The sequence below is a fragment of the Cellulosimicrobium protaetiae genome, from assembly GCF_009708005.2.
Classification (GTDB): Bacteria; Actinomycetota; Actinomycetes; order Actinomycetales; family Cellulomonadaceae; genus Cellulosimicrobium; species Cellulosimicrobium protaetiae.
Genome location: NZ_CP052757.1, coordinates 3,154,630 through 3,166,785 on the forward strand (window position 1 = coordinate 3,154,630; position 12,156 = coordinate 3,166,785).

Genomic DNA, 12,156 nt, shown 5'->3' on the forward strand with positions numbered 1-12,156 from the left:
GGTGACGCCCGTGCCGACGGACGGGGTCGCCGCCACCGCGGGGCGTGCCCGCGTAGGATCGGCCGACGTGACCGAGGACCAGGACCCCGCCGTCGACCCCGCGCACGACGGCACGCAGGACCACTACTTCACCGCGCGGCCGGCGTCCGCCGCGGAGCGCCGCACGATCTCCGTACGCCTCGCGGGCCGCGACGTCGAGGTGGAGGTCGCGTCCGGCGTCTTCTCCCCCGGGCGACTCGATCTCGGCACGCAGGTCCTGCTCCGCACGACCCCGCCGCTCGACGACGTCGTGGCGGCCCGGGCCGCCCGCGCGGACGACGAGCAGGACGGCACGGCGCACGTCCTCGACCTGGGCTGCGGCTGGGGACCCGTCGCGCTGACGATGGCGCTCGAGGCCCCGGACGTGACGGTGTGGGCGGTCGACGTCAACGAGCGCGCGCTCGACCTCGTGCGGCGCAACGCGGAGCGGATCGGCCTGACGAACGTGCGCGCGGTCACCCCGGACGACGTGCCCGACGACGTCTCGTTCGCCGCGGTGTGGTCGAACCCGCCGATCCGCGTCGGCAAGGACGTCCTGCACGCGATGCTGCTGTACTGGCTCCCGCGTCTCGCGCCGGGCGCGAGCGCGCACCTGGTCGTGCAGCGCAACCTCGGGTCTGACTCGCTCCAGCGCTGGCTCGCCGAGGCGCTGCAGCCGCTCCTACCGGGCGCGGTCGTCGAGCGCACCGCGAGCGCCAAGGGGTTCCGGGTGCTGGAGGTCGTGGCCCCGGGCTGAGCAGGTCGCGCCGCGACCGGTCCGTCGGACCCGGGTGCGCGCGGCGCAAAGGGTACGTCAGACCGCGGTGCGCGCGGCGTCCGGCGACCCGGCGGGGACGTCGGCGTCCACCTCGCCGGCGCCCGCGTCGGTCTGCGGCACTCCTTCCGCCGGGTCCTCGACCGCCTCGGTCGACGCGTCGTCGGCCGCGTCCTCCCGCTCCTCGACGACGGGCGCGGGCAGGAACGACGCCAGGTCGACCTCGCCCGAGTACACGAGCTCGGCAGGCCCTGCGAGCTCGACACGATCCCCGTCGAGCGCCCGGACGCGCACGGTCCCGCCCGGGACGTCGACGAGCCACGTGTCCGGCGCGTCGGGCCCACCCCACACACGGACCGCGAGCGCCGCGGCGCACGCGCCCGTGCCGCACGACGGGGTCTCCCCGACCCCGCGCTCGTGCACGCGCATGCGGACGCGCCCGACGAGCGTGCCGTCGTCGGCCGTCGTCTCGCCCAGCGGCACCACGAGCTCGACGTTCGTCCCGTGCGGCGGTCGCGGCTCGACGACGGGCGCCTCGGACAGGTCGGCGCGCGCGAGCACGTCCTCGCGCGCGACGGCGAGCACCGTGTGCGGGTTGCCGAGGTCCACGCTCAGCGCCGGGCGCGGGACCTCCCAACCGCGCACGACGACGGTCGCGTCGTAGCCGTCGTGCAACGCGGGGCGGCCCCCGGGCAGGAACCAGCGGCCCATGTCGACCGCGAACCAGCCGTCGTCCTCCTTGCGCACGCGCTTGACGCCCGCGCGCGTCCCGACGGGGACCTCGGTGCCGCCCGCGAAGCTCACGAGCCCGAGGCGCTCGGCGAACGCGGCGAAGACGCGGACGCCGTTGCCGCACATCTCGGCGACCGAGCCGTCGGCGTTGCGGTAGTCCATGAACCAGATCGCGTGCGGGTCCTCGGCGAGCACCTCGCGCGACTCGGGCACGAGCGCGGTCGGGACGAGCCGGATCACGCCGTCGCCACCGATGCCACCGCGGCGGTCGGCGAGCGCGCGCACGACCTCGGGCGTGAGGTCGAGCTCGCCCTTCGTGTCGGCGAGCAGCACGAAGTCGTTGCGGGTCCCGTGGCCCTTGGTGAAGCGGGTGCGCGTCATGAGCCCAGACTACGGCGGACGGGGGCAGCGCTGTCCGCTTCGTCCGGCCCGGAGACCTCGCCCCGCGCGACGGCGTCCGCGCGCTCGTCGGCTCGGGCCACGAGCGCGAGCGCGTCCTCGACGCGCGTCGGGGACTGCGCGTCGAGCCAGTGGACGCGTGGGTCGCGGCCGAACCAGCCCATCTGCTTGCGGGCCAGGCGGCGCGTGTTCGCGGTGACGGCCTCACGCGCCGCGTCCTCGGTCGTCTCGCCGTGGAGCGCGGCGAGGACCTCGGCGTACCCGACGGCGCGGCGCGCCGTCCGGCCCATCCCCCGCGCCTCGACGCGGCGGACCTCGTCGACGAGCCCCTGCGCCCACATGCGCTCGACCCGTCCGGCGACGCGCGCGTCGAGGACGTCGCGGTCGCAGTCGAGGCCGACCTGGACGGTCGGGCGCACGTAGACCTGGCGCGGCAGGTTGGCCGTGAAGGGTTCCCCGGTGAGCTCCATGACCTCCAGGGCGCGGACGACGCGCCGCGTGTTGGCCGGGCCGATGCTCGCCGCGGCCGCCGGGTCGCGCCGCGCGAGCTCGTCGTGCAGGGCGCGCGTCCCCTCGGACTCGGCGCGCGCCTCGAGCGCCGCACGCACCTCGGGGTCGGTACCGGGGAACCGCATGTCGTCGAGGAGCGCGCGCACGTAGAGACCGGACCCGCCCACGACGACGGCGCGCGCCCCGCGGGCGGCGATCTCGTCGAGCACGCGCCGGGCCTCGGTCTGGTAGCGCGCGACCGACGCGTCCTCGACGGGGTCGATGACGTCGAGGAGGTGGTGACGCACGCCGCGCCGTTCGTCGACCGCCACCTTGGCCGTCCCGACGTCCATGCCCCGGTAGAGCTGGTAGGCGTCGGCGTTGACGATCTCGGCGGGCGCGCCGGGGAGCGACAGCCGCTCCGCCAGGTCGAGGGCGAGGTCCGACTTGCCCGTGGCCGTCGGGCCCACGACGGCGACGACGACGCCGTGCCCTCCGGTCAGAGCGCCCGTCGGTCCGTGCTCGGTTTTCACCCGCGCAACGGTACCGCCCGGGGCTGCGGGGTCTGGGGTCGTGTGGGTGGGGATGCGTAGTGTGTCCGTGGACGGTCCCCCTCCTCGCGGGACCTCGTCCGACACCACGCGCCGCCCCCGCCTGTACGGGGCGCGCACCGACACTCAGACGACAAGGACTCGAGCACATGGGTTTCTTCACCAAGCCGGACGACGCCCCGACGAGCCAGAACGCGCCCCTGACGCGCGAGCGGGTCGAGGCGTTCCTCAAGGCCCGCGACTGGCGGTACTTCGTCGACTCCGACGGGGACCTCGGCGGCAACTGGGACGGCAAGGTGTTCTTCTTCTTCCTCATGGGCGAGAAGCAGGAGATCCTGCAGGTCCGCGGCCGGTGGAACCGGACGCTGCCCGCCGCGGCCGAGGCACAGGTCGTGCTCGTCGCCAACGAGTTCAACCGCGACAAGATCTGGCCGAAGGTCTACACGCGCGTCGAGGACGACCAGCTCGCGGTGTACACGGAGGTCGCCACGGACCTCGAGTTCGGCGTCGCGGACGACCAGCTCGGCCAGCTCGTCGAGTGCGGCCTGTTCACCGGCCTGCAGTTCTTCGACGCGCTCGACGAGCGCTTCCCCGACACCGCGGCGCAGTCCGCGGTCACCGACGGCGCCGACGGCATCGACGTCGACGCACGGTGAGCGCGGCGCACGAGCGCGCCGACGTCGAGCCCGGTCCGAGCGGCACCGGTACGGGCGGGGAGGCGACCGCGGCGTTCCAGGTCGACCTGCGGGGGGTCGTGGACCTCCTCGCCCGGCACCTGTACTCGAGCCCGCGCGTGTACCTGCGCGAGCTCCTGCAGAACGGGGTCGACGCGATCACGGCGCGGGTCGCCGTGGAGGGCTCGGAAGCACCGAGCCGCATCCTGCTGCGGCCGCTCCCGGACGGCGGTCTCGAGGTGCACGACTCGGGCGTCGGCCTGACCCGCGACGAGGCGCAGGAGCTGCTCGCGACCATCGGGCGCAGCTCCAAGCGCGACGTCGAGCTGGGCTCGGGGCGTGAAGAGTTCCTGGGCCAGTTCGGCATCGGGCTGCTCTCGGCGTTCATGGTCGCCGACGAGATCGAGCTCGTCTCGCGCTCCGCCCGCCGCGCACCCTCCGGCGCTCCGGCGGCGCCGGTCCGCTGGCGCGGGCGGGCGGACGGGCGGTACGAGCTCGTCGAGCTGGGCGCCGACGACCCGGCGGCGCCCGCGGAACCGGGGAGCGTCGTGCGGCTGCGGCCGCGCCGGGACACCGAACACTGGCTCGCCCCCGAGACGGTGGTCGCGCTCGCGCAGGACTTCGGGTCGCTCCTGCCGGTCGAGCTGCTCGTCGAGACCCGTCTCGACGACGCGGCCGCGACCGCGACGGACGTCGTGCGGCGCCGGCTGAGCGGCGACGAGCTGCCCTGGCACGTCGCGCACCCGACGACCGCGGCGCGCGACGCCGCGCTGACCGGCTACGCCGAGCGGACGCTGGGCTTCGCTCCGCTCGCCCGCATCGACCTCGACCTGCCGCTCGCCGGGCTGTCCGGCGTCGCCTACGTCCTGCCGGCGGCGGTCGCACCGACCACCACCGCGCGGCACCGGGTCTACCTCAAGCGGATGCTCCTGGGTAGCGCCGTCGACGACCTGCTCCCCCCGTGGGCGTTCTTCGTGCGCTGCGTGCTCGACGCGTCGGTCCTGCGCCCGACCGCGTCGCGCGAGGGCCTCTACGAGGACGAGGTCCTGCTCGCGACCCGCGGCGCGCTCGGCGCCCAGGTACGGCGCTGGCTCCTCGAGACGCTCGCCGCAGACACGGTGCTGGCGCGCCGCTTCCTCGAGACGCACCACCTCGCGGTCCGGGCGCTCGCCCTGACCGACGACGAGATGCTCGACGTCGCGGCGCGCGTGCTGCCCTTCGAGACGACCGCCGGAGCAGGCACCCTCGCCGACCTCGCGGAGGCCCACCCCGAGGGTCGTCTGCTCTACACGTCGAGCGTCGAGGAGTTCCGCCGCATCGCGCCCGTCGCGGCCGCCCAGGGTCTGGCCGTCGTCAACGGCGGGTACGTCTACGACGCGGACCTGCTCGAACGCGTCGCCGCGCGGTTCCCGCAGTGGCGGCTGTCGCCCGTGTCGGCCACGGACGTCGCGCACGTCCTGGCCGAGGTCGAGCCGCTGCGCGAGCTCGAGGTCGCGGACGCGCTCGCGTCCGTCGACGCCGCGCTCGCCGACCAGGACTGCGACGTCGTGCTGCGCCGGTACGAGCCGGACGCGCTGCCCGCGATGCTCCTGCACGACCGCGACGGCGACCACGCGCGCGAGGCGGCCCGCGTCGCCGGGACGGACGACCTGTGGGGCGAGATCCTCGCGGGGATCAGCGGCCCGGCCAGGCCGCGCCGGCTCGTGCTCAACGATGCCAACGACACGGTGCGCGACCTGCTCGCGAGCCCCGACGCGGAGGTGCGCGCCGCGGGCGCCCGGTCCCTGTACGTCACCGCGGTGCTCGCCTCGGGCAAGGCGCTGCAGCCCGTCGAGGCCGCGCTGATGAACGACTCGCTCTCGCTCCTGCTCGCCCGCGCGCTCGCGGCCCGCCCTGGCCGCGGCGCCCACCCCCACCCCGAACAGAACGCCGACGAGGAGAACCGATGACCCGGTCCGTGGACCAGGTGAACGCCGCGCTGTACGACGTCCGCCGCATGCCCTACGGCCTCGCCCGCTCCACCGCGGCCGCGGCCGAGGTCGAGCGCGTCGAGGCAGAGGGCCCGGACGGGGCACGGGCGTACGCGCTCTTCGTCCTCGTGGAGTCGTACGTCTGGGGCGGCGAGGTCACCAAGGCCTATCTGCCGTTCACCAAGATGCTGCGCTGGTGGGACGAGCACCCCGAGCACTTCGACGCCGAGGACGCCCACTCGCTCTTCTGGTCGTTCAAGTGGATGGTCGGGCACCTCATGGAGTTCCCCACCGTCCCTGCCGCGCAGATCGAGCGCACGCTCGACGACATGGCCCGCCGGTACGCGCTCGCCGGCAACGGCACGAACGCCGTCGCGCTCGAGCGTTTCGAGTGGGCCCGCGAGCGCGGGGGCCAGGACGTCGAGGACGCCTACCGCGCCTGGGTCGCGACCCCGCGCGACGAGTTCTCGCAGTGCGAGGCGTGCGAGCCCGGCGACCGCGCCGCGTACCTCTTCGAGGTGGGCCGGCACGACGAGGGGATCCGGCTGCTCGAGCAGGTGCTCCAGGGATCGCCGTCGTGCGCGACCGAGCCCGGGGACATGCTCTCCCACCTGCAGCTCGCCTACCTCGTGGTCGGCGACGCGGCGGCCGCGGCCCGCACGCACCGCCGCGGGCTGCGCCACCTCGACACCGGCGTGGCGATGACGGGCCCGAAGGGCCGCCACGTCGAGTTCCTCGCGCGCACCGGCAACGCGTCGCGCGCACTGCGCCTGCTCACCGAGCACCAGGCGTTCCTCACCGAGACGGACTCGCCCGGGGACCGCCTCGGCTTCCTCACGAGCGTGAGCGTCGCGACCGGCGCGCTCCGCGCCGAGCACGGGGACGCACCGCTCGCCCTGCGCGACGTACCCGCCGCCACCGTCGCCGAGCTCGACGACTGGGCACGCCGCGAGGCGAGCGAGCTCGCGCGCGCCTTCGACGCGCGCAACGGCACGCCCGCCGCGTCGGAGCGCCTGCGCTCCGCGTGGGCCGCCGGGACGCGCACGCTCCCGGTCGACCTCGCGGTGCTGACCTCCGCGGCCGCACCCGGGTCGAGCGTCGCGGCGGGCGCGGGAGGCAGCGACGGCACCACACCGTCCGCGCCCCCGGACGGCGTGATCGTGCCGGGCGCGGCGACCTCCGCGGGGGCACAAGGCGGTGGTCCTGCGACCGCGGGGGCAGAACCCTCCGACGCCGACGGGCTCCTGGCGCTCGCCGAGGGCGTCGCCGGCGAGGACCCGGTGCGCGCCGCGCAGCTCCTGCGGCGCGCGGCGGCTCTCCTCGAGTCCGCCGGCCACCTCGACCGCGCAGGCTTCACCCTCGCCGAGGCGGCTCGCCTCGCCGCGCTGGAGGGAGACGACGACGGGGCGGCCCCCGCGTTCGTGCACGCGCTCGCGCTCGTACGGGCCGGCGGCGTCGCACCCCGGTTCGTCGGGCCGGTCGTCCGCGCCTACGCGCGGCTGGAGGCCGGGCGCGGGGACGTGAGCGGGGCTCTGGCCCAGGTCGAGCGCACGCTCGACGACCTCGCCGCGACGACGGACCCGCTCGCCGCCGGGTCGGCGCCGCGGGCGGCCGAGCTCGTCGAGCGTGACGCCGCGGCCGACGACCGCGAGCGTCGTGACCTGCGGGACACGCAGGCCCGGCTCCTGGCCACCGCGGGCGACCTCGACGCGGCCGCGACGCTCGCCGAGGCCGTGGCCGAGGACTTCGCGCGCGCCGGGCAGGTCGGCGACGCTGCCCACGCGTTCTGGCTCGCGGGCCGCTCGCGGTGCGAGGCCGGTGCCGACGCGGAGGCGGTCGACCTCCTGGAGTCCGCGATGGCGGGATTCGCGATCGTCCACGACCGCGAGACCCGCACGGCGGTCGCGAACGAGCTGGTCGCCACGCTGCGCCGCCTCGGGCGCGAGCAGGACGCGGCGGCCGTCGGGGCTGCCCTCAGCGGCTGACGGATCCGCTGAGCGGTCCCGGGGAGCTCAGGGCGTGGTCGTCGTACCAGCGGACCTCGTAGCGGTGCTGCTCGTACTCCCCCGTCGCGACGTGGCGGCGCCCGCCGTCGGGCGCGGCGCCGAACCCGGTGAGCACCGCGTCCGGCGCCGCGCTCCGCGGGTCGCGCACGACGACGATCCGCGTGCCCTGGCGCGCGAGGTCGGCCCCGAGCTCGCGCGCGGCGGACAGGTCGGCGTCGTCCAGCTCGACGACGTCGACGTCCCCTTCCCAGCCGGCGCCCGCGAGGGCGAGGAGCCCGATCGACGCGGCGGTCCCGGCCACCGGTGCCTCGGCGGTGGCGGCCCGGGCCGTGGCAGCCCACCCGGCGTCGAGCCACGCGTCGGCGACGCCCACGGCCGCGAGCGACGCGCGCGCCGGCCCCCGTCGCGAGGACGCGCCGGGCGCCACGACGGCCACGGTCGTGGCGCTGCTCGCCCGCTGGGACACCAGGCCGTCCACGAGGCGACGCAGCGCGGTGAGCGCAGCCTCGCGCGAGCCGACGAGGACCTGTGCGTTCCCCGCGGCGCCGGGGACGAGGAGCGGGGTACCGGGCAGGACGACGGCGCGGACGGTCACCGCTCCACCGTAGCCGTCGTCGTCGCGTCGTCCCGGCACCCTGTCGCTCCGACGTCGTCAGCCGCGCGGCCGCCGTCCCGGCTCAGCCCGTCGAGCCGGGACGTATGACGACGCGCGATGCGACGACCGGGCCCGGGCGCGAGTACGGTGGGCGGGTGAGGTTCTTCGGGGCGCAGGACGACGACGACCGGCGGGACGGTGATCCCGACGGAGCTCCAGGCGGTGGCGGGGCCGGGTCCCGCCGTCCGGGTGACGAGCTCCAGTCCCAGGTCGAGGACCTCCTGGCGCGAGAGCTGGGGCAGGTCGCGACCGACGTCCTGCGGCCACCGACGCCGCTGACGCTCTCCCGGGTCGTCGAGTGGATCACCGACAGCGGGTACAGCTATTTCGTCGACTCCGACGGCGACGTCGGCGGCCTGTGGCACGGCCGGCTCTTCTACTTCCTGCTGTTCGGCAACGGCGACGAGATCCTGCAGGTCCGGGGGCAGTGGAACCGCGACCTGGCGCTCGAACGGCTCGAGGAGATCCTCGAGTTCTGCAACGAGTGGAACGCCGACCGGATCTGGCCCAAGACCTACACGCGGGTGCGCGACAACGGGATGATCCAGGTCTTCACCGAGGTGACCGTTGACCTGGAGCACGGCGCGACCGACGACCAGCTCGACCAGCTCCTCCAGTGCGGCCTGAGCACCGGGTCGATGTTCTTCGACGCGCTCGACGAGTTCTACCCCGACCCGGCGAGGCAGGCGCCATGACGCAGGCCCGCACCAACTGGTTCACGCGCCTGTTCGGCAACCGCCGGCCGAAGGCGCCCGACTCCCTCCCCCGGGAGGAGGAGCTGCCGCGCGCCCTGTCCATGGCGCGGGTCGGCGACCACCTCACGCGGCGCGGGTACCACTTCCGCGTGGACGACGACGGGGACATCACGGGCACGTGGGACGGGCACCGCTTCTGGTTCCTGCTGCTCGGCGACCGGTCCGAGATCCTGCAGGTCCGCGGGCGCTGGTCGACGACGCTCCCCCTCGACTCGCGGCTCGTCACCCTGCAGGCCGTGAACGACTGGAACCGCGAACGCATCTGGCCCAAGGTCTACGTGCGGGAGGAGGCAGGACGTCTCGCGCTCTACGCCGAGGTGTCCGTCGACCTCGAGCACGGCGCGACCGACGACCAGCTCGCCCAGACCGTCTCGTGCGGTCTGGGCACAGCCGTCCAGCTCTTCCACGCGATCGGCGGTCACCTCCCCCCAGGCTCCCTCGACGGCTGACGTCCCGGGCGACCCGTGGTCGGGCCCGCGCGTGAGGCGGCGGCGCTCAGGCGCGGACGGTGGGGAGGCCGAGGACGACGGGGCCGGACGGGGTGCCACCACCGTGTCCGTGGCCGTGGCCGTCGTCGCCACCGCCGAGGCGGGCGCGCTCGCGCTGCGCCCAGGCGTCGCCCGAGCGCGTGCGGCGCACCGCGAAGGCTCCGCCCGCGAGCGCCGAGTCGGCGATGAGGTGGTGGGGTGCGGAGCGCGTGACCTCGACCGTGACCACGTCGCCCGGTCGCGGGAGCCGCGCGTCGACGTCGTCCGCGAGGCGCGGGTCCGCGGACCCGGGAGTCGCAGCGGACGACGCCGCGGCGTCGTCGGGCGCCGTGGGCACGACGTCGGCGGGCAGGGCCAGGTGCACGAGGCGGTTGTCGGGGGCGCGGCCGGTCACGCGGTGCGTCGCGCCGTCCTTGCGGCCGGCGCCCTCGCCGACGAGCACGTCGACGGTGCGGCCGACCTGGCGCGCCGACTCCTCCCCCGCGATGCGTTCCTGGAGCGCCTGGAGCCGCTCGAAGCGCTCCTGGACGACCTCCTTGGGGAGCTGGCCGTCCATGGTCGCGGCGGGCGTCCCGGGCCGGGGCGAGTACTGGAACATGAAGGCCGAGGAGAAGCGGGAGGCCTCCACGACGCGCAGGGTCTCCGCGAAGTCCTCCTCGGTCTCCCCGGGGAACCCGACGATGATGTCCGTCGTGATGGCGGCGTCGGGCATGACGGCCCGGACGCGGTCGAGGATGCCGAGGAAGCGCTCGGAGCGGTAGGAGCGGCGCATCGCACGCAGGATCCGGTCGGACCCCGACTGGAGCGGCATGTGGAGCTGGGGCATGACGTTCGGCGTCTCGGCCATGGCCGCGATGACGTCGTCCGTGAACGCGGCCGGGTGCGGCGACGTGAAGCGGATGCGCTCGAGCCCGTCGATCGTCCCGCACGCGCGCAAGAGCTTGGCGAACGCGCCGCGGTCGCCGAACTCGACGCCGTAGCTGTTGACGTTCTGGCCGAGCAGCGTGACCTCGATGGCGCCCGCCTCCACCAGTGCGCCGACCTCGGCGAGCACCTCGCCCGGGCGCCGGTCGCGCTCCTTGCCGCGCAGGTGCGGCACGATGCAGAACGTGCACGTGTTGTTGCAGCCGACGCTGATCGAGACCCAGCCGGCGTAGACGGACTCGCGCTTGGTGGGCAGCGTGGACGGGAACACCTGGAGCGACTCGGCGATCTCCACCTGCGCGGCCTCGTTGTGGCGTGCACGCTCGAGCAGCACGGGGAGCGCGTCGAGGTTGTGCGTGCCGAAGACGACGTCCACCCATGGCGCCTTGTCGACGATCGTGCCGCGGTCCTTCTGCGCGAGGCAGCCGCCGACGGCGATCTGCATGCCGGGCCGGGCCGCCTTGACCGACGCGAGCTGGCCGAGGTTTCCGTAGAGGCGCGTCGCGGCGTTCTCCCGTACCGCACACGTGTTGATGACGACGACGTCGGCGCGGTTCGCGGCCTCGTCGTCGGCGCTCGCGCGCGTGTAGCCGGCCTGCTCGAGCATCCCCGCCATGTGCTCGGAGTCGTGGACGTTCATCTGGCACCCGAGCGTGCGGACGACGTAGGTGCGCGGGTGCGCGTCGTCGGCCGCCGGGAGGGAGGAGAGGGCAGCCGGGACAGGGGTGGGGGCGATCGTGGACATCACCGTCCAGGGTACGGCGCCGGGTGCCGTGTTACTGAACTGTTGCCCGACTGTTGCCGGATCAGGTGGCACCACGCAACAGAAGGGACATAGTGTCCAGGAATGGCCGACGAGACCTCATCGCCGTCCGACGCGCAGAGCAGCGCGCAGGACGCTCCGCCCAGCCCCGCCGAGCAGTCCCTCGGGGACCCGCTCGTCGAGCTGCGCGACGTCAACAAGCACTTCGGTGCCCTGCACGTGCTGCGCGACATCAACCTGACCGTCCGGCGGGGCGAGGTGCTGGTCGTCATCGGCCCCTCCGGGTCGGGCAAGTCGACCCTGTGCCGGGCGATCAACCGGCTGGAGACGATCGACTCCGGCGAGATCCGCGTCGACGGCGATCCGCTGCCCGAGGAGGGCAAGGCGCTCGCGCGACTGCGTTCCGACGTCGGCATGGTCTTCCAGTCGTTCAACCTCTTCGCCCACAAGACGATCCTCGACAACGTCACGCTCGGCCCCGTCAAGGTGCGGCGCGAGAAGGGGAAGGCCGCCAAGGAGCGTGCCCTCGCGCTGCTCGACCGCGTCGGTGTGAAGAACCAGGCCGAGAAGATGCCCGCCCAGCTCTCGGGCGGTCAGCAGCAGCGCGTCGCCATCGCCCGCGCGCTCGCGATGCAGCCCAAGGTGATGCTCTTCGACGAGCCGACCTCGGCGCTCGACCCCGAGATGATCAACGAGGTCCTCGACGTCATGGTCGCGCTCGCCAAGGAGGGCATGACGATGATCGTCGTCACGCACGAGATGGGGTTCGCCCGCAAGGCCGCGAACCGGGTCGTCTTCATGGCCGACGGCCAGATCGTCGAGGAGGCCCACCCGGAGGAGTTCTTCACGGCGCCCAAGAGCGACCGTGCGAAGGACTTCCTCTCGAAGATCCTCACCCACTGACCGACCACCACAGGACCGAGTCCGACACCCCATTCCCGGTCGACCGTCGAGGCA

Annotated in this window: 10 protein-coding genes and 1 pseudogene; 7 read left to right on the forward strand and 4 right to left on the reverse strand. The window is 74.6% G+C overall.

Annotated features, from left to right (window positions below):
- Nucleotides 1–67 precede the first annotated feature (67 nt).
- Entirely contained in the window at nucleotides 68–775 is a 708-nt protein-coding gene (locus FIC82_RS13525) for a class I SAM-dependent methyltransferase (RefSeq protein WP_168731862.1), read from the forward strand.
- Between the two features lie 231 nt (nucleotides 776–1,006).
- On the opposite strand, the pseudogene dapF reads toward FIC82_RS13525, so the two are convergent.
- Nucleotides 1,007–1,906 (reverse strand): annotated as a pseudogene (gene dapF, locus FIC82_RS13530) (diaminopimelate epimerase); the annotation flags it as partial.
- The gene (gene miaA / locus FIC82_RS13535; RefSeq protein ID WP_253691155.1) at nucleotides 1,903–2,946 is read right to left on the reverse strand and encodes a tRNA (adenosine(37)-N6)-dimethylallyltransferase MiaA; all 1,044 of its coding nucleotides are present in this window, start codon (nucleotides 2,944–2,946) and stop codon (nucleotides 1,903–1,905) included. The gene miaA and the pseudogene dapF, both read right to left, overlap by 4 nt.
- 167 nt (nucleotides 2,947–3,113) lie before the next feature.
- On the opposite strand from miaA, the gene FIC82_RS13540 reads away from it, so the two are divergent.
- The 3 genes from FIC82_RS13540 to FIC82_RS13550 are packed head-to-tail and all read left to right on the forward strand — an operon-like array spanning nucleotide 3,114 to nucleotide 7,593.
- Nucleotides 3,114–3,620: a type III secretion system chaperone family protein gene (locus tag FIC82_RS13540; RefSeq protein WP_154798884.1), complete on the forward strand. Its 507-nt coding sequence runs from the start codon at nucleotides 3,114–3,116 to the stop codon at nucleotides 3,618–3,620.
- Nucleotides 3,617–5,587 (forward strand): HSP90 family protein, encoded by a 1,971-nt coding sequence (locus FIC82_RS13545; protein ID WP_168731863.1) that lies wholly within the window; start codon nucleotides 3,617–3,619, stop codon nucleotides 5,585–5,587. Before FIC82_RS13540 ends, FIC82_RS13545 begins: the two co-directional genes overlap by 4 nt.
- Nucleotides 5,584–7,593, forward strand: coding sequence for a hypothetical protein (locus FIC82_RS13550; RefSeq protein ID WP_154798885.1), 2,010 nt, complete (start codon nucleotides 5,584–5,586; stop codon nucleotides 7,591–7,593). Before FIC82_RS13545 ends, FIC82_RS13550 begins: the two co-directional genes overlap by 4 nt.
- Here FIC82_RS13550 and FIC82_RS13555 read toward each other — a convergent pair.
- Nucleotides 7,583–8,209 carry a hypothetical protein gene (locus tag FIC82_RS13555; RefSeq protein ID WP_154798886.1) on the reverse strand — a complete coding sequence of 209 codons (627 nt, stop codon included), beginning with the start codon at nucleotides 8,207–8,209 and terminating at the stop codon, nucleotides 7,583–7,585. The two genes, FIC82_RS13550 and FIC82_RS13555, sit on opposite strands and share 11 nt — an antisense overlap.
- A gap of 155 nt (nucleotides 8,210–8,364) precedes the next feature.
- Here FIC82_RS13555 and FIC82_RS13560 point away from each other — a divergent pair, with 155 nt between their 5' ends.
- Both FIC82_RS13560 and FIC82_RS13565 read left to right on the forward strand, forming a co-directional pair.
- Nucleotides 8,365–8,964, forward strand: a complete 600-nt coding sequence (locus tag FIC82_RS13560) for a type III secretion system chaperone family protein (protein WP_336240039.1) — start codon at nucleotides 8,365–8,367, stop codon at nucleotides 8,962–8,964.
- Nucleotides 8,961–9,473 carry a type III secretion system chaperone family protein gene (locus FIC82_RS13565; protein ID WP_154798888.1) on the forward strand — a complete coding sequence of 171 codons (513 nt, stop codon included), beginning with the start codon at nucleotides 8,961–8,963 and terminating at the stop codon, nucleotides 9,471–9,473. The genes FIC82_RS13560 and FIC82_RS13565 overlap by 4 nt, the downstream gene beginning before the upstream one ends.
- 46 nt (nucleotides 9,474–9,519) lie before the next feature.
- Here the strand turns inward: FIC82_RS13565 and miaB are convergent, their stop codons facing one another.
- Nucleotides 9,520–11,181, reverse strand: coding sequence for a tRNA (N6-isopentenyl adenosine(37)-C2)-methylthiotransferase MiaB (miaB, locus tag FIC82_RS13570; protein WP_154798889.1), 1,662 nt, complete (start codon nucleotides 11,179–11,181; stop codon nucleotides 9,520–9,522).
- Nucleotides 11,182–11,283: 102 nt separating this feature from the next.
- Here miaB and FIC82_RS13575 point away from each other — a divergent pair, with 102 nt between their 5' ends.
- The gene (locus FIC82_RS13575) at nucleotides 11,284–12,102 is read left to right on the forward strand and encodes an amino acid ABC transporter ATP-binding protein (RefSeq protein ID WP_154798890.1); all 819 of its coding nucleotides are present in this window, start codon (nucleotides 11,284–11,286) and stop codon (nucleotides 12,100–12,102) included.
- The last annotated feature ends 54 nt before the right edge of the window (nucleotides 12,103–12,156 follow it).

What these genes read in the sequence shown, in the direction of transcription:
- miaB (WP_154798889.1), bottom strand. Translation starts at nt 11,181, where the DNA reads ATGTCCACGATCGCCCCCACCCCTGTCCCGGCTGCCCTCTCCTCCCTC.
- FIC82_RS13565 (WP_154798888.1), top strand. Translation starts at nt 8,961, where the DNA reads ATGACGCAGGCCCGCACCAACTGGTTCACGCGCCTGTTCGGCAACCGC.
- FIC82_RS13575 (WP_154798890.1), top strand. Translation starts at nt 11,284, where the DNA reads ATGGCCGACGAGACCTCATCGCCGTCCGACGCGCAGAGCAGCGCGCAG.
- FIC82_RS13540 (WP_154798884.1), top strand. Translation starts at nt 3,114, where the DNA reads ATGGGTTTCTTCACCAAGCCGGACGACGCCCCGACGAGCCAGAACGCG.
- FIC82_RS13550 (WP_154798885.1), top strand. Translation starts at nt 5,584, where the DNA reads ATGACCCGGTCCGTGGACCAGGTGAACGCCGCGCTGTACGACGTCCGC.